This is a genomic window from Dyadobacter sp. CECT 9275 (genome assembly GCF_907164905.1).
GTDB classification, from domain to species: domain Bacteria; phylum Bacteroidota; class Bacteroidia; order Cytophagales; family Spirosomataceae; genus Dyadobacter; species Dyadobacter helix.
Window position 1 is genome coordinate 2,289,641 of sequence record NZ_CAJRAF010000002.1, and the last position, 17,658, is coordinate 2,307,298.

A 17,658-nucleotide genomic window follows, 5' to 3' on the forward strand; every position below is an offset into this window, starting at 1 on the left:
CCGGAAGTACTCATTTTACCAATGACAGAATTTGTTTCTGCGCCTTAAGTTTTTCCTGTAGCTTATTGACGTCAACGTCCTGAACAGCGGCCTTTTCCTGATTGGCATGTACAGCAGCCAGTCCCGCCGCCTGTCCCATCATCATGTAGACGGGTTCCATCCGGATCGACCCGTAAGCTACATGTGAAGCCGACATGCATACAGGAACCAATAGATTGAGACAATCCTGCCTTTTAGGTATAATACTGCGGTAAGGAATTTTATACGCCCTGGCCAGGACGTCCCACGCCCCTTCTACCAGAGCGGAACCATCCGGCTGGATAATCCGCTGAACAATGTGTGAATCCATAATGAAGGAACCCATCGCGATCACATCCTTTTTCAGGATATTTTCCTGGCAATCCATCTGGTTCATCACATATTCTCCTACCATGCGCCGTGCTTCCCGCACATAGAGCTGATAGGGCCAGTTATGGTTATCCACGAATTCATCCTTGCACAGGCCCCATGCCCGGGTTTCTGCACCGAGCTTTGCGGGAATCCTTTCATCATGTGCCAGAAACCAGAAAAATCCTTTCACATAATCCTCGTGGTCCTGCCAGATCCTGTCTCTGGTGTCATAATCCCCGTCGGGATAATCCGTATTTCCGCCGACATAATCAGTGGAAAAAAAACCTTGCGCGTTGAGATCATATTTATCATTGGCGATCTGGCTGAGGTTCACCAGCCTCACGAACGGAATACCCGGATAAGCCTGTACCAGACGGAGTAGTAATTCGTACTTCCGGGGGTCATATTGCGCAGGCTTCGGCCACGGCAGCAGATTGTCCTTGTTGTTCGTTACCGCCAGGCGGAATGTATACGACTGGGTAAGGTTGTCGCCCGAACCGGGGATGGCGGCGGACCTGGTAACACCGTCCACCAGCGTACCGTCCTTATGCAAACCCGAAATTTTTGTCGGGGTACCATGGACAAACCCCGGCCCTTCTCCTCCCACTCCGGGATACCCTTCCAGCATTACATCGTTGGTAAGATTCCTGATCACATCCGGATAAAACCCGGCATACTCTTCCTGATAGGTACCCTTACTTTCCCTCCCGACGACATACGAAACTTTGGCAGCAGCCATCAAGTCTCCTTCATAAGTTGCATCAATAAACATTTTGCCCTGATAACGCTTACCTGAAAGGGTGGTGAAGCCCGTTATCCGGCCATCCTTTTTGTTTACTGATCTGATTTTTTCCTGTCGGATCACGTCAATCTTCACTTCTGCCAGCATTTCTTCAAAAATCTTTGAATTGATATGGGGTTCGGCTATCCACATATATTTCCCATTATAATGCTGGCTGGCCCTTGTGAAAAATTCCCGGGTAATACCGCCTATGGTCGCCTGATTCCCGATGTCTGTTTTTGACAACCCACCGGTTACCACCCCGCCGATAAACTTCCCGGGTTCAATGATGATCACTTTTGCACCTTCCCGCGCAGCCGTAATACCTGCAATAATCCCTGAGGCGGTGGCTCCATATACCACCAGGTCATACTCCGGCTGATTAACATTCCCCTGGATATTCCGATGATCAGCCTGCAGGCTTGAGACTTGCAGGAGCAAAATGAATACCAGATATAAAAATCGGCTACATTTCATGATTGAGACGTATTTAGTTCACCGGTTTCCAAATGATCGCATCGGCTGAAATAGAACCGTCTGCACCCTTACCGGATATCTCCACAAAAGATGTTTTACCGGATTCCAGGCGGTATCTGCCCAATGAAGCCCATTCTCCTGAGGGCAGGCCAATTTTCTTAATATCCGCGGCAGACATAGTCTTTTCAATTTTTTCCGTACCCGTATGAATCAGAAAGGATGTTTTTGTTGAGCCTTTTTCCGAATGGGGGAAATAGACATAAAGTTCATACTGCCCGGCCTGTGGCAGGTCCGGCGTATAGCGAACCTTTTCTTTTTCTGTCGGAAGGGATGATACCAGTACGTTGCGCCCATAACCTCCGCCGTTTTTATTCCACGAGCCGCTGACGCTCACCCTGTTTGCATCATCATTATCTACCAGAATCTCGGGCGCCTTGCCGTTGACCAGAGGATCACTGCGTAATATTTTCTGCAGTTTGCTCACATCCACCTGCTGCACATCCTTCCCTGAATTGATCGCTTCGGAGGCCGCCGTGGCGGCAGACTGCCCGAGTACCATAAACACGGGCTCCATCCTGATAGAACCAAAGGCAATATGTGAGGCGGACAAACAGACCGGTACGAGCAGATTTTTACATTCCTGTGACCGGGGAACAATGGAACGGTAAGAAATCGGAAACGGATGTTTCACTCCCTTCTCAACATCACCCTCATTTTTAACCATGCCGTTGACCACCAGCCGCTGGCAGTTGTGCGAATCCATCTGATAAGCAGCCATCCCGATTTCGTCGTTGACAACTTCTACCCCATCACAATGCTTTTGGGTCATCACTACTTCACTTACCATACGCCTCGCTTCACGGACATACAGCTGATTGGAGAATCCGCCCAGATCTTTGAATTCGTCTTTGGGGAAACCCCATGTTTTCATTTCGGCACGGATGTGTGCCGGTACTGCCTCGTCGTGGCTCAGAAAATATAAAAGTCCTTTTGTGTAATTTTCATGTTCCTTCCATATCCTTTTCCTAGTTTCATAATTCCCTTCAGGATAATCATAGTTAGCGCCGATCATATCTGTAGAAAAGCCCCCGAAATTATTAAAGTCAGTTTTACCGTTGGGCATATTTTTGATCAGGAACCCTCCTTTATGGTCAACCGATTTTGTGCCGTCCGGCAGAGTATTCACTTTGGCACTGCTGTGAATGGTGGTCCAGTTTTCCTTTTTCAGAATCCGGCTCAGCAGTTCGTAACGTTCGCGGTCATAGTTGGCCGGTTTTGCAAATGGAATCAGGTTTTGCTTGTCCTGCGTGAGGCACAATCTGAAATTATAAGCCTGGATTTTCCGATCACCACTTCCAGTAGCCTGCATCTGGCCAGGAGCAACACCCCAAACCAGGCCGCTTTTGGCATTCCCCTCTATTTTGTAAGGGTCAATTCCGTCGGGTAACTGATGGAAATCCGAGAGCTGCACCCCGTTATAGGTTTCTCCATACTGGCTGTTACTTTCCCGGCCAATGGTATAGGAAACCCCTGCAAGGGCCATAAGGTCCCCTTCATAGGTACAGTCAATAAACATTTTAGCCCGAATGGCACGATTACTCGATTTGGAAGGTTTATCAGCATTTTCAACAATGATCTCCTTTATTCGGCCCTCATCCTTTTTTAAGCTGTTCAGCCTGTAATTTTTTACAATTGTCAGACCGGCTTCTTTAATCAGGTCGGCGTATACCTGGTCAGCCACATGCGGTTCAAACGTCCATTGCTCAAACTTGCCATAATAGGCTCCGATCCGCCGGTAGAAGTCGTTTGCCAGCCCCGTCACGGCATATTTATTACCGATATCCGTTGCCCCGAGCCCACCGGTTGTAAGTCCGCCCAGGTAATTGCCGGGCTCAATAACAATAACAGACTTCCCCAATTTTTTGGCCGTATAGGCCGCAATAATACCCGACGAAGTTCCGCCGTAAATGCAAATATCTACTTCTGTATCTTTTTCTGCGAAAACAGACGGGCATGAAAAAGATAAAAAGATAAGGGTCAGGAATATTAATTTATGTTTCATTTTGGCCAAAGGGATGCAAGTACTGCACAGGCAGAATCATTCTGAATTTTACCTGTGCAGTGTATTTTAATAATTAGGATTTTGGGTCAAGGTAGGATTTACCTCTCTTTCAAGGCGCGGGATTGGCCAGAAATTATCGCGGTCCTTATTATAGGTACGAATTTCAATTACTCTCATCTGTGCTGCATTCGTCACATTTTCGTAGTGAGGGGTACCGTTCTCGTCTATTCTTGGCGCGTTTGACAAAAAGGCATTACGGATTCTCCCTCTCAGCGGACCTTTCATGGCATCTTCCCCAATGTTCCACCGGTGAACATCGAACAACCGCAGACCTTCTCCTGCAAATTCATATTTTCTTTCCTTTCTGATGATCGACCGCAGTTCAGCCTGGGTTTTTCCGGCTGTAATAGGAGGCATTTTAACAGTGGCCCTTCCCCTCACCGCATTAATGGCCTCGTATACGGAAGCATCCAGTTGGTTAAGTTCTATTTTTGCCTCAGCATAATTGAGCAGTACTTCGGCATACCTGAACAGGATCACGTCCAGGTCGCTGTTGTTGATATCTGGAAAATCAGCAACATCGGCATACTTACGCCACAGGTAACCCGAGAAGGTAGCATAAGCATGTGTGGCCTCCACATTCTGCACCCTGCGGGCAGGTGTTGTGGTGTAATCCCATGTCATCAGACTGTCCGGATGGGTTTCGAACATGTAGTTTATGAAACGGGTCTGGGGCAACACCACCGTGTGCGACAGACGGGGGTCACGGTTGGCAAACGGCTTTTTCGGATCAAACAAAGGTGATTTATCAATAGAGAGCCCATCAGTACATTCGTAAGAATCGACCAATGCCTGAACCGGTATTTTGTTGGAATGCCCCAATGCGATACGCGAATAAAAGAAACGGGGCAGCGAATGTACCGTGGTACCTTTTAAGTACTGGACGGTAAAAATAATCTCCTTTGAGTTCTGCCCGGCATACTGAAACAATTCCGGAAAGCTGGGATGCAGAGAATAGGTTCCCAGCTTCATCAGATCTTCCGCTGCTTTGGCAGCTATTTCCCACTTACCATTGTAAAGGGCCGTTCGAGATTTAAGTGCCAGCGCAGCGCCCTTGTTTACGCGTCCTTTGTTGGTAGTGTTGGTTTCTGCCAGCAAAGAGGGTACCACGGCATCCAGCTCGGCCAGGATGAAATCGGAAACCTCGGCCTTGGTATTCCGCGGAAGCTGTGCTTCGGCCAGGGTGAGAGGTTTTGTCAGCAAAGGAACACCGCCGTACATTTCGTTCAGAAAGAAATAATAGTAGGCTCTTAAAAACCTTACTTCCCCCATCAGCCGGTTATACTTGGCTTCCTGCATTTTTGCCGCCAGCGGTTCCGACTTGGAAAGGATATAATTGCATCGTCCAATCCCACGGTAAAACGCAGCCCAGTAACTGGATACCCAGGCATTGTCTGCATTGGCAATGCCCAATCCCAGGTTCTGCAATGCACTGGTATTCCGGTCCCAGCCTATGTCCGAAGCCGCTTCAAGCATTGGAAAAAACGGCCCGGCTACATCTCCGCTGCCGCCATACCAGAGCGTATTGTAAGCGCCCGTTACGGCTAGTTCAAGTTCGGCCTCTGTTCTGAGAAAGGTTTCGTCAGAAGGATTGTCCAGGGGAAATCTTTCCAGATAATCCTGACAGGAAAAGCCCGCCAGGCAGCAGGTTACAATAAGTATATGTTTTATGAATTTCATCTTACTAATGGTTTAGTCAATTTAAAATCTTACGTCCAGTCCAACGGTATACACCTTCATCTGCGGGTACCAGCCTACATTTCCAACGGGTGCTTCCACGTCAAAACCCGGCCAGAATTTATCAAATGTGAAAAGGTTCTGCCCTCCGGCGTAAATCCGCAGACGCTGAATTTTGTTTTTCAGCAGAGACTGGGGAAAATTGTAACCCAGCTGAATATTCTTGACCCGTAAATAGGATCCGTTTTTAAGCCAGAAGGATGAATTCTGAATATTGTTACTTTCATTAAAGGCCAGTCTGGGAAAAGCGGCGTCGGTATTGTCCGGCCTCCAGCTATCCTTTTGGCTCTCCTGCATGGTACTTCCTTCAAAGAAAGGCATGATACCGTGCCCCGTCAGGTAGTTATCCACTTTCCCCACCCCCTGAAGGAATATGGAAAGGTCAATCCCTTTGTAGCTCAGGTCAACATTGGTACTGTAGGTATACCGTGGAATAGGGCTGCCGATCACCTGCTGGTCCAGGTTGTTGATGATACCGTCTTCGTTCAGGTCTTTGTATTTGATATCTCCGGGAGCCACGTTACCAAACTGCTTGGCGTGGTTCTTCACTTCTTCGGCTGTCTGGAAAAAACCTTCTGCGACGTACCCGTAAAAAGAGCTTACAGCATACCCTTCATTATTAACCTGCCTGTCGGTCCTTAATACTCCGCGCATATCAATTACCTTGTTTTTTACATCTGAGACATTCACGGTTACATTGTAGTTAAAAGCACCTACACGGTCGCGATAGCCCATCGACAAATCCCAGCCTTTGTTATCCACCACTCCGGCATTTTGGTAAGGAGCCGTAAGGCCGATCATCGTTGGGATGTCCAGCCGCAGCAGGATATCATTTGTCCTGCGCTGGTAATATTCTGCCGTTAAATTGAATTTGGACCAAAGGGTAAGATCAACTCCAATATTGGAAACCGTGGTGGACTCCCACCGGATATTTGAGTTAGCCATCTCGTTCAGGGAAGCTCCGGTAACATTCTTGTTATCAAACACATAGTTACTATTACCAATACCCACAAAAGCCGCAAAAGGATAGAGCCCAATATTCTGATTACCCAGCTTACCCCATGAAGCCCTCAGTTTAAGGTCCGTTACGACATCAGACAGGCTGGTCATGAAAGGCTCCTGAATAATTCTCCACCCCGCCGAAAAAGAAGGAAATATGGCATATTTATTCCCTGCCGCGAACCGAGACGAACCGTCGTAACGCGCATTAGCTTCAAAAAGGTATTTTTCTTTATAGTTATAATTCACGCGGCCAAAAAACGACTGCAGCGCCCAGTGTTCCGCCGACCCGCCTGTTCTTTCATTTTCCCGGTTCCCCGAATTGATTTGTTGATAATCCGGCAGAATAAAGACTTCTCTATATGCTGATATCCAATTGTTTCTCTGATTTTCCTGCTGGAAACCCGCCAATACATTCAGCTGATGGTCCCCCGCAATCTTTTTATCAATGGCCACTGTTGCCCTGATGTTATTATACCATTCTCTCGAGAAACTTTCGGTGAGTGAATTACGTGCAGGTACTGCATAACTTGGAGAGCCGTCCCAACGGTAGGTCTGTACAATATTCGAAAACGATTTGTTGTTGGGCAGATTGAATTTTGGCGCGTAAATCAAATTAGCCGTCAGCCATTTGGTTGGCGTATATTTAAGGTTGAGGTTAATGATTGAGCTCAGCGAAGATTCCTGATTGATCCCGCCGTCTTTTGCCCTTGCCAGCGGATGGTCTCCGTTCCATCCTTCTCCATATTGCCCTGTTGACAAAACCCCGGCCTGGTTGGCAGGGATACGCCTCATCCAGTGAAAAATATATCCTGTTCCTGAAGAAGGTTCCGTTAAATCGGTCCGGCGCAGGAAGATATCCATAGAGGTACTGAATTTATCACTCAGTTTAGCATCCGTATTGATCCGGAGATTGTAACGTTTAAATCCGGTATTGGGAATAATACCATCCTGATTCAGGTAACTGAACGATCCCAAAACCCTTACCTTGTCATTCCCTCCGTTCATTCCGATATAGTGGCTCTGCATGAAACCGCTGTTTTTCATAGTCAGTTTCTGCCAGTCCGTATCCGGGTACTGATCCCTGTCGGAAGGCCCCTTTGTAATATAATCCTGAATGAGCTGTTGCGAATACAGCGGGCTACGGCCTGTATTGGTATAGGCTTCGTTGATCAGGTTCATGTGATCCAGCCCGTTCACATTGTCAGGAGAATCGGTCGGCGTTTGCCAGCCTGCATACATATTGTAATTGACACTGAGCCCTTTTTCATTTCCCCCGCGTTTGGTCGTAATCAAGATTACGCCATTGGCCGCCCTGGATCCGTAGATAGCTGCTGAAGAGGCGTCCTTAAGTACCGAGATACTTTCAATTTCATTGGGATCGATGTTATTGATATTGGATTCCACCCCATCCACAATCACCAGTGGGTTGGAATCGCCGGTGGTGCCTACGCCACGTATACGAAGATTACCGCCATCCCGCCCGGGCTGCCCCGACCGCTGCGTTACGGTAAGTCCAGGCACCATCCCCTGAAGCGCTGATGAGGTTTGTCCCACCGGGCGTTTCGCCAGTTCATCCGCTGTCACTACCGAAACAGAACCTGTAAGATTTACCTTTTTCTGAACACCATACCCTACTACCACTACCTCCGAAAGCATTTTATTTTCCGGTGCAAGATTAACCGTAAATACGGTCTGCCCGCCAATAGCCATCTCCTGGGTTTTGTAACCTACAAAACTGAATACCAGTACTGCTTCACTGCCTGCCTCTGTAGGAAGCTGCAATTGAAAGAAGCCTTCATTGTCGGTTGTGGTACCGGTTTGGGTGCCTTTTAAAACAACACTTACACCCGGTATCCCTGAATTGGTCTCATCCAGCACTTTTCCGGAGACACTCTTTTTGGGGGCTTGACCAGAAGGGAGAGGTATGTCCGGCAAAATGTCCGACCGTTTCAATATGATGATCTTCCCCGACACTTCATACTGCAGCCCGAGTGGCGTGAGTATTTGGTCCAATACCTCATACAACGGCTTTTCCTCAGCTAATATCGTAACTTTCCGGGTTGATTTAATTAATTTGGAGCTAAAAACGAAACGCACCTCCACCTGCTTTTCTAGCTGAGAGAGTACTTTCTTTACTTCGCTTCCATTGGCAACAATGGAGATTTTTTTACCAAGCAGCGACTGCGCACTGCCTTCACGCGCATAACCTGTCCCTATAAAAAGAAGGGCAAACATAAGTTGAGTTGCTGTTATTCGCATCGTCCACTGTAATACCTCTCGGTATTTTAAAGGTTTTTTCATAGATTTGATTGTTTTGTTTAAGGTCAAAAATTGGCAAAACGATCCCTGTCTCCTGAGGAGATAATGGCGACAACCAATTGGGATAAATTCTCGGAGTCGGTAATGCGGGAACATTACCGGCTCTTTTTTGTATGTATTGTTTTTTCCTGGATCAGTTTATATGAGTTTAAGGTTTATATTTATTGAATAACATGATTAATTCCGGCAGCCCTTGCTGTAGATCACGATCTGCCCATCCAGAATCTCGTATCGTGATTCCACCGCTTTGCATATAATGGTAAGCTTTTCGTGGAGCGTCTGCGTATCAAGAGTGGCGTTCAACGGACAGTCTTTCAGCAACTCTTCGTCGTAAAGAATATCGATACCATAAGCCTTACCGATCGCAGCAAATACCTCACTGGCGGGTGTTTCCTCAAATTCAAATTGAGTAGATTTGCTTTTGGGAAGAATAACTTCCGGGTTTTCGACAAGAGATTTCACCAGCCTCACCTCGCCGCGGTTGTAGGTAATTTTCTGGTTGGGTGTGAGTACCACCCCGCTTAGCTCCCGGTTGGTGGCCTTTTGCTTCACCTCAGGGTCAGACTTGGCAAAAACAGATACCCGCCCTGTTTTCACCTCCACAGTAATATTATCAGAACCCTCGTTTGCCTCAATGGAAAAACTGGTGCCCAAAACCTTTGTTACCAGCTCACTGGCATAGACCAGAAAAGGACGGTCAGGATCTTTGGCTACTTCAAAAAAAGCCCCGCCTGTGAGATATACCTCCCGTCTGTCCTTCGCAAAATGTTTTTCATATCTCAGTTTTCCTCCTTTTTTCAGTGTTACCACACTGCCGTCTTCCAGATTAATCCTGATCGTCGATTTCCTTTCATTCACTTTTTCAACAAAAGCCGGGGCAGGTAGAGGATCTTTTTTAACTACAGCAGCAACTTCAGTTTTTGGTTTCTTCCCGTAAAACCGGTTACCAAACCATACCAGCGAGCAAATCAGCGTGACGGAAGCCGCTACCCGAAGCCAGAAATGGAGCTGTGAGAACCGGGGTTCGAAAGCAATTTCTTTTGTTTCCGCATTGACCTGACCCACAACCGCCTGAACAGATTGCCTGATGGCTTCATCCGATATCTCTGGCTCTGATACCTTCAGGGAAAGGATAATATCTTTCGCTGCCAGGAGCGTTTCGGACATGCCCGGGTTCTCTTCTATCCACCTTTCCCAAACGAGGTTACTCTCTCTGGTGGGAGATAATATCCAGAGCCGGTAACTGGTATCCCAAACGAAATCCTCTATCCTGTAATTTTTATATTTATTCATAAATTATGAAAGCATTCAACTAACGATAGACATTTTGCTGAACGGGATACCAATAATTTTTGAATTATTTTTTCAAATAATATAAAAATGCGAACGAATGACTCGTCAGATAAAAAAGTAGGGAAGAAAAAGTGTTAACAACTCGACTTTAAAATGCTTTTTGAGCTGGCCGAGTGCTATCTGCAGTAAATTGGAAACGGTTTGCGGCGAAACCCCCATGATCTCGGAGATCTGGGTGCGGTCCATTTCCTGGAAATATTTGAGATATATGACTTCCTTTTGTCTTTTAGGAAGTTCTTCCAGTGACTGCCTGATGCGGAGCGATCGCAGATGAGTCGACTCGGATTCAATATATTTTTGTTCTACCGAAAATTCAACATCAAATATCTCATCCGTGGCGTCAGCAGATTCTCCGTGCAGACGGTTCTGTACCAGGGTACTGCGGTGCATCATCCGCCTGAGGGAAGCCATAAGGTAGGCTTTGACGGCAATATTAGTACTGAGATTGGATCGCCTTTCCCATAAAGTCAGAAACAGGTCCTGAATAGAATCCTTTACAAACTCCTGATTTTTGGAAAATTTGCTTCCGTAATGAAAGAGATCCCGGAAGTAGGAATTCATCAGGAGCTCGAACGCTTCTACATCACTATTCAGAAAGCGTTGCCAGAGGAGTTCGGTGTCCGGAGTTTCTGATGAGTGAGTTGACTGGTTCATAATCAATAAAACAAACCGTCAAATAACATAAAATCTTCAGGAATCACAAGACAATATACCAAATAAATTTAAATTATATCTTGTCAAAATCACAATTAAACTAATTCTAAACGACTGACAACTAATTATTTATCTGAAATAAATAAAGCTCCCCCAGCTTTTCAGCGCAGTCCGGCTTTACCGGCCGATTCATTCGGACACTACTATTTTAATGGTTTCGGTCTCTATTCCTTTGTGATAACTGATAAAGTAAAGGCCTGACCGGAGCGGCACAACCGGATATATATCCATTTCATAATCAGACAGTTTTCTGCCTTGATGCGGTATCTCCTGCCCCAACAGGTTGGAGAACCTGTAATCCTTAAAATTCTTATGCAGCCCTTTCAGGTGAACCACCCCGTCCCGGCTTGGGTTGGGATAAACAAATGCTTTATGCCCCGCATCATAATAAATAATATCCTTGCTGTTACTTGTGATACCTGCTTTACCTAAGCGGTCCCTCTCACTGATGCGATAGTAAGAATTACCCTGGTAGGGATACTCATCCCGGTATGCGTAAGTATAACCGGACAGGTTTCCGGCGGCGGGCAACTCCCCAATCTTTGTAAAATTGATGTTGTCTGTACTGCGCTCTACCATGTAATGACTCACCTCCTGCTCCAGCTCCGTTTCCCAGAAAAGATCTACCTGATCATTTACCAGTTTAGCCTCAAAAGACTTAAAATGAACCGGGAGCACGCCATCAATATCACGGATCAGGATTTTATCAATCGAAATCGTACCGACACCCTGGTAAAAACGGATTTCAAAGTTTGATAGCTTATTGGGAGAATAACTGTCGTAGGAGTCTCCTCCGGAAACAACTTTTTCATCGTTCATCCATAAATCATACTTTCGGGAGCCGATCGAATGATTGGCTACCGCAGCTGATTCGGGCATTTTATATACTGTGGAAGAATTCGAGTTATTTAATACCCAGGTAATCAGTACAGGCGTATTGAGTGCAATATTGCTGCTGTTGCTATTGGTTTTGATGTCACGAACAATAAATGACGATTCATTAAGTGTGATGGATGGCCGGGAAAATAAAGAGTTATTACTCGGGAAAGTTGACCTGCTGAAGTTTTCTCCTATATAAAAATACATGGCAGGGTTACCGGATACTAAGATGTCCTTTACCGTCATGTAAATCTGAATATATAAGGTTTCAGGATTGGGCGAAAATGGCACGGTTCGCAATACCCTTACTGAACCGCCGCCACTGGAAAGCGTTCGGATCATATCCATACTTCCATTTTCAAACTTCGCAAAGGAAGCACTGGGTACCGTCTCTATTAAATCTGTAAACTGCCCAACATCCGGACTGGGATTGGTGTAAGGGCCGCCACCATTAAAATCCTGATCAAAATAGGTGATCTGAGCGGAAGAGTCATGCAGGACCACAGTAGAAAACAGGAGCCAAAGCACCTGCATTTTATAAATAGCCATGATTTTATTTGTCTGTTGTGAAGTGTCATCGTTAGACGAATCCAAGACAAAAAGTAACAAAACAAATGAAACAGGCTATAAGCGGGATTACACCACTGCTTTTCCCTTTTCCAGTCTAAAAAAATGGGTTACGCAATCGGGGATTTCATGAGGATAATGAGAAACATAAATCAGCGTGCGCTGATCGGAGGCACAAATGGTATCTACCACAGATTTGAAATATTCGATGGACGGCGTATCCAGTCCCTGGCAGGGTTCATCCAGCAACAGCAATGGGGGATTTTTGACCAACGCCCTTGCCAGAAGTACCATTCTCTGCTGCCCCTTTGACAACTGTGAAAAGTCCTTTCCGATCAGCTCCTGAACGTGGAGAAGCTCAGCCACTTCATGTACCCTGGTGATCTGATCATCATTCAGCTTTTTAAAAAAAACACCGGTAGCATCGAAAAAGCCAGAAGCGATGGTTTTGAAAACAGCGGTATTCCTCGGAAAGTATAGGTGTAACTCAGGCGAAACATGGCCGATTTTTTGCTTGATATCCCAGATGGAAGCACCTGCACCGCCCCGTTTTTTGTCAAACAGATCAAAATCATTTGCAAAACGCTGGGGATTATCCGCAGTAATAATGCTCAATAAGGTAGATTTTCCTGAGCCATTGGCCCCTGCAAGCGCCCACTTTTCTCCTTTACTGATTTTCCAGCTTACATCATGGAGCACAACATCCTCCCCGTATTTAACCGTGATATTCCGCAGGTCGACCGCGTATTCAAAATCGGAATGAGCAGGGGCTCCAAAATCCTTCAGTTTTACCAAATCCGGCTGAGGCAGGTGTTCTGTCCCTTGGGCAATTGCTTTATATTTTTCCGCCGTATAAACATGACTGACGGTCCCCTTCGTGATTTCCAGCACATTTGTGATACAATCCGGTATTTCCGTAGCGGTGGTGGCCATTACCACACGAACGCCTTCCTTTGTAAGTTTTTGCAAAGCCTCGCGCAACACCTCCCGGCTATGGACATCCAGACCTGCAAAGGCATTATCCAGTAAAAGCAGTTTTGGTCTTTTCAAGAGCGATTTGGCCAACAACATCCTGCGGGTTTCCCCATTGGAGAGGGTAACAAACGGATGATCCAGCAGATGGGTAATCGAAAGTAATTCACTTACCCGTTCAAGCGAGGCTGGGTCTACTTTGGATGGAGCCAGTGTCACGGAATTTTCATCAATAGTACCAACGGGTTTCAGCTGGTCTGTCAGGATTGCACGCACGCTGGGGGCACGCTCGGCCTCATAGGCATGAAAACGTTGCTGATAATACTCCGCACCTGCGCTCACGATCCGGTTGAAGGAATAGTCATTGGCAACCAGTTCAACAGTTTCCCTTAAAGCCGTTCCCCAACCATACGCAATTTTACCTTTCCAAACCGGCCATTTTCCCACCAATGTTTCCAGTAAAGTGGTTTTACCTGAGCCTGTCGGGCCTACAATTGCCCAGTTTTCACCATCCTCTATATTCCAGGTTAGATCAGACAAGACAATCGAATCATACTTACGGACAAATACGTTTTGAAAAGATACAAAGGACATAAGCGCTGAACTGTTGAGCAGGCAAAGATTGGAAGTTTATGCAGAAGTCAAAAGAAAAAGCACCCGTTTAAAGGCGCCTTTTTACCCAGTCATGGCTACTTTGGAATAATTACACGATTGTGAATGCTTTCGTTTAACTTTTAAAGAATAGCTAAAAAATCCCAACTGTCATGCGGATGGAAGCACCTCCAGATTAAATTCTTTCATGATCTGCCTGGTGAACGCGGGCAGATCGTCGGTTGTTCTGCTGGTAATTAAGCCGTTGTTCACAACCACTTCGCCATCCAGCCATATAGCCCCGGCGTTTTCCAGATCGAGCCTGATAGAGGCATTGGAAGTAAGCATCCGGCCAATAACCACGTCAGCATCAATGAGTATTTGCGGTCCGTGGCAAATAGCTGCTACCGGCTTCCCGGCTTCAAAAAAATGCCTGACAAAGTCCACAGCGATTCTATTCGTTCTCAAAGCATCAGTACTCATCATACCTCCTGGCAGTAACAGCGCGTCGTAATAGTCCGGGCGGGCCATTGCTAGCGGCACATCTACACGATGTGTTTCACCCCAGTCAACCTTATTCCAGCTTTTAACAGCATCTTTATGAGGGGAGATTACATGAATAGTTGCCCCCGTCTGGCTTAAAACCTTTACCGGGCAAGTGAGTTCAACCTGTTCGAAACCATCTGCGACCAGGATTGCAATTTTGAAGATACCAGACGACTGTTCCATATCAATAATATCAAGCGTTGAGAGTAAAGATTATTTATAATTTTTCATACAAAAATCATACTAGCCTTATTAAAGGCTGTCACAATGCATCCATACTGACCGATCTGGAATTCCTTAAAAATCCGGGAATGAAAATGATAAAAAAAGAGCTGGTCGTTCCTGACCAGCTCTCCTACTGAACCTCATTGCCTGTTATATCTCTACATTTCCTACGTTCTCAAAAATGAGGTCACCGTTGCTGTTGATCTCCATCATGATAACAGAATCCTTCGCCACGTGTCCGCTGAGTATACCTTTCGATAACTCATTGAGTATCTTACGCTGCAAAACCCTTTTCAGTGGCCGCGCTCCAAACGCGGGATCAAATCCGTCTTCGCCCAGCTTGGTGAGTGCTTCATCCGTTGCGTCCAATGTAATTCCTTGCTCCTGCAAAAGTTTCTGAATCCCTTTGAACTGGATATCCACAATTTTACGGATGTTTCTCAAGGTGAGCGGTTCAAACAGAACGATCTCATCGATCCTGTTAAGGAACTCGGGCCTCACCGAAGCTTTCAGCAAATCCAGGACGGCCTGCTTGGTTTCCTCCACAACCAAAGTATGATTCCAGCCTTCATCCTCCGCAAATTTCTCCTGAATGATGTGGCTTCCAATGTTAGACGTCATGATGATAATCGTGTTTTTGAAATTTGCCACACGTCCTTTATTATCCGTCAGCCGTCCTTCATCCAGTACCTGCAGTAATATATTCCAAACATCGGGATGCGCTTTTTCAATTTCATCCAGCAGAATGACGCTGTACGGTTTTCTGCGCACGGCTTCGGTAAGCTGCCCGCCTTCATCATAACCCACATATCCCGGAGGTGCTCCCACCAGACGGCTTACTGCATGACGCTCCTGGTATTCGCTCATATCAATACGCACCATTGAGTTTTCATCGTTGAACAGATACTCTGCAAGTGTTTTGGCCAGTTCGGTTTTACCAACACCTGTAGGTCCCAGGAACAGAAAACTTCCGATCGGTTTTTTTGCATCCTGCAACCCGGCCCGGCTTCTGCGCACCGCATCGGATACCACCTCAATCGCTTCATTCTGCCCAGCTACACGCTGATGCAGATGCCCTTCCAGCTGTAAGAGTTTCTCCCTGTCGCTCTGAAGCATTTTGCTCACCGGGATACCCGTCCATTTGGCTACCACCTCCGCAATATCCTCCGGCGTGATTTCTTCCTGCATCAGGCTCGCTTCTCCTTCTGCCTTTTGCAGTTCCTGAAGTTTTGCCTGCACTTCCGGTATACGTCCGTAGCGTATTTCGGCAACTTTTCCGAAATCACCGGCACGCTCCGCCTGTTCGGCCTCGAGCCTTAGCTGTTCCGTCTGCTCTTTAAGGGTACGCACTTCATTTACCTTCCCTTTTTCATTTTCCCATTGTGCTTTTAAAGTGTTCCGGCTTTCGCTGAGATCTGCAATCTCCTTGTTCAGAACCGTTTCCTTGTCTTTATTATTTTCCCGGCGAATAGCCTCTCTCTCAATTTCCAGCTGCATGATACGCCGGTTCAGTTCATCCAGTTCTTCGGGGACACTGTCCATTTCCAAACGAAGCTTTGAAGCCGCTTCATCCATGAGGTCAATTGCCTTGTCGGGCAGGAAACGATCACTGATATAACGGTTGGAAAGTTCTACGGCCGCAATGACGGCATCGTCCTGGATACGCACGCCATGGTGGAGCTCGTATTTTTCCTTGATACCCCGCAGGATACTGATCGCGTCGGGTACAGTAGGCTCGTCTACCATCACCGCCTGAAAACGACGCTCCAGCGCTTTATCCTTTTCCATGTATTTCTGATACTCCTTCAGCGTGGTTGCACCAATGGCGTGTAACTCTCCGCGGGCCAGTGCCGGTTTGAGTAAATTGGCAGCGTCCATAGCACTTTCACCACCGCCACCGGCGCCGATCAGGGTATGGATTTCATCAATGAACAGGATCAGTTCCCCATCGGAATCGGTCACTTCCTTGATAACCGCTTTCAATCTTTCCTCAAACTCTCCTTTGTATTTAGCTCCCGCAATGAGCAGCCCCATATCCAGGGAGACAATAATTTTGGTTTTGAGGTTTTCGGGTACATCTCCCTGTACAATCCGCTGCGCAAGGCCTTCCACAATGGCCGTTTTACCGACACCAGGTTCTCCCAAAAGAATCGGATTGTTTTTAGTCCTCCGGCTGAGGATCTGTAGTACACGCCTGATTTCCTCGTCCCTTCCGATCACCGGGTCAATCTTGCCGGCCTTTGCCAGCTCATTCAAATTTTTGCTATAGCGCTCTAGTGAGCGGTATTTAGCCTCTGCATTTTGATCTTTCACAGGGTTGTTTTTTCCTCTAAGTTCTTTAATGGCACTAATCAATGCCTTTTCGTTAAATCCCACTTCCTTCATGAGCGAAGCCGCGGCATCCTTTCCGCTCAATATACCCAGGAGTATAAGTTCTATACTTACAAACTCATCACCAAATTCTTTAAGAAACGATTGTGCTTTACCCGTGGCTGCTGCGAGGTCATTCCCCAAATAAGGCTGCCCTCCACTTACCCTTGGATAAGCGTCTATCACTTTTTCAAGTCGGCTCGTCAAAACGTCAGCACTGATGTTCAGCTTATTCAATAAAAACTGCGCAGTATTAGGGTCCTCTTCCAGTATGGATTTCAGCACATGGCCCGTTTCAATGGCCTGCTGCTGATTGCCCTGTGCCATTTGCGCAGCATGCTGGATCACCTCCTGCGCCTTGATGGTATATTGGTTAAAATTCATATCGTTTATGTGGTTCGTTGACAGTATCAGGATGTTCAAAAATCATGTACCCGGCCTAAAAACCGGAAATTATGACTGATCCGGTTTGAATTTAATAAAATTTAATGCCAAAAAGTCCTGATCAGCAGCCAAAACTTCAGGCAGTTTTTCCAAAAATTATACTGCTATCCGAAAACGTTTCTGTCTCCATTGTCCACAACGAGATTGTCGCCCAGACACGTTGAAAGAA

General features: G+C 46.5%; 10 protein-coding genes. All 10 read right to left on the minus strand.

Features of this window, described 5'->3' with window-relative positions; translation table 11 throughout:
• Positions 1-10: 10 nt before the first annotated feature.
• Positions 11-1,648 (minus strand): FAD-dependent oxidoreductase, encoded by a 1,638-nt coding sequence (locus tag KOE27_RS17320; protein WP_215240092.1) that lies wholly within the window; start codon positions 1,646-1,648, stop codon positions 11-13.
• A gap of 13 nt (positions 1,649-1,661) precedes the next feature.
• Complete coding sequence (locus KOE27_RS17325) at positions 1,662-3,710, minus strand: FAD-dependent oxidoreductase (RefSeq protein ID WP_215240093.1); 2,049 nt, start codon at positions 3,708-3,710, stop codon at positions 1,662-1,664.
• Between the two features lie 66 nt (positions 3,711-3,776).
• Positions 3,777-5,450, minus strand: a complete 1,674-nt coding sequence (locus tag KOE27_RS17330) for a RagB/SusD family nutrient uptake outer membrane protein (protein WP_215240094.1) — start codon at positions 5,448-5,450, stop codon at positions 3,777-3,779.
• Between the two features lie 21 nt (positions 5,451-5,471).
• Entirely contained in the window at positions 5,472-8,810 is a 3,339-nt protein-coding gene (locus KOE27_RS17335; protein ID WP_215240095.1) for a TonB-dependent receptor, read from the minus strand.
• A gap of 195 nt (positions 8,811-9,005) precedes the next feature.
• A complete protein-coding gene (locus tag KOE27_RS17340; protein WP_215240096.1) occupies positions 9,006-10,121 on the minus strand; it encodes a FecR family protein in 1,116 nt (371 codons plus the stop codon).
• A gap of 105 nt (positions 10,122-10,226) precedes the next feature.
• A complete protein-coding gene (locus KOE27_RS17345; RefSeq protein WP_215240097.1) occupies positions 10,227-10,835 on the minus strand; it encodes an RNA polymerase sigma factor in 609 nt (202 codons plus the stop codon).
• Positions 10,836-11,024: 189 nt separating this feature from the next.
• Positions 11,025-12,323: a T9SS type A sorting domain-containing protein gene (locus KOE27_RS17350; protein ID WP_215240098.1), complete on the minus strand. Its 1,299-nt coding sequence runs from the start codon at positions 12,321-12,323 to the stop codon at positions 11,025-11,027.
• Between the two features lie 87 nt (positions 12,324-12,410).
• Positions 12,411-13,907: an ATP-binding cassette domain-containing protein gene (locus KOE27_RS17355; RefSeq protein ID WP_215240099.1), complete on the minus strand. Its 1,497-nt coding sequence runs from the start codon at positions 13,905-13,907 to the stop codon at positions 12,411-12,413.
• 168 nt (positions 13,908-14,075) lie between these two features.
• A complete protein-coding gene (locus KOE27_RS17360; RefSeq protein ID WP_215240100.1) occupies positions 14,076-14,633 on the minus strand; it encodes a type 1 glutamine amidotransferase domain-containing protein in 558 nt (185 codons plus the stop codon).
• Positions 14,634-14,825: 192 nt separating this feature from the next.
• Positions 14,826-17,429, minus strand: coding sequence for an ATP-dependent chaperone ClpB (gene clpB / locus KOE27_RS17365; RefSeq protein WP_215240101.1), 2,604 nt, complete (start codon positions 17,427-17,429; stop codon positions 14,826-14,828).
• Between the last annotated feature and the right edge of the window lie 229 nt (positions 17,430-17,658).

What these genes read in the sequence shown, in the direction of transcription:
- KOE27_RS17320 (WP_215240092.1), bottom strand. Translation starts at nt 1,648, where the DNA reads ATGAAATGTAGCCGATTTTTATATCTGGTATTCATTTTGCTCCTGCAA.
- KOE27_RS17325 (WP_215240093.1), bottom strand. Translation starts at nt 3,710, where the DNA reads ATGAAACATAAATTAATATTCCTGACCCTTATCTTTTTATCTTTTTCA.
- KOE27_RS17330 (WP_215240094.1), bottom strand. Translation starts at nt 5,450, where the DNA reads ATGAAATTCATAAAACATATACTTATTGTAACCTGCTGCCTGGCGGGC.
- KOE27_RS17335 (WP_215240095.1), bottom strand. Translation starts at nt 8,810, where the DNA reads ATGAAAAAACCTTTAAAATACCGAGAGGTATTACAGTGGACGATGCGA.
- KOE27_RS17340 (WP_215240096.1), bottom strand. Translation starts at nt 10,121, where the DNA reads ATGAATAAATATAAAAATTACAGGATAGAGGATTTCGTTTGGGATACC.
- KOE27_RS17345 (WP_215240097.1), bottom strand. Translation starts at nt 10,835, where the DNA reads ATGAACCAGTCAACTCACTCATCAGAAACTCCGGACACCGAACTCCTC.
- KOE27_RS17350 (WP_215240098.1), bottom strand. Translation starts at nt 12,323, where the DNA reads ATGGCTATTTATAAAATGCAGGTGCTTTGGCTCCTGTTTTCTACTGTG.
- KOE27_RS17355 (WP_215240099.1), bottom strand. Translation starts at nt 13,907, where the DNA reads ATGTCCTTTGTATCTTTTCAAAACGTATTTGTCCGTAAGTATGATTCG.
- KOE27_RS17360 (WP_215240100.1), bottom strand. Translation starts at nt 14,633, where the DNA reads ATGGAACAGTCGTCTGGTATCTTCAAAATTGCAATCCTGGTCGCAGAT.
- clpB (WP_215240101.1), bottom strand. Translation starts at nt 17,429, where the DNA reads ATGAATTTTAACCAATATACCATCAAGGCGCAGGAGGTGATCCAGCAT.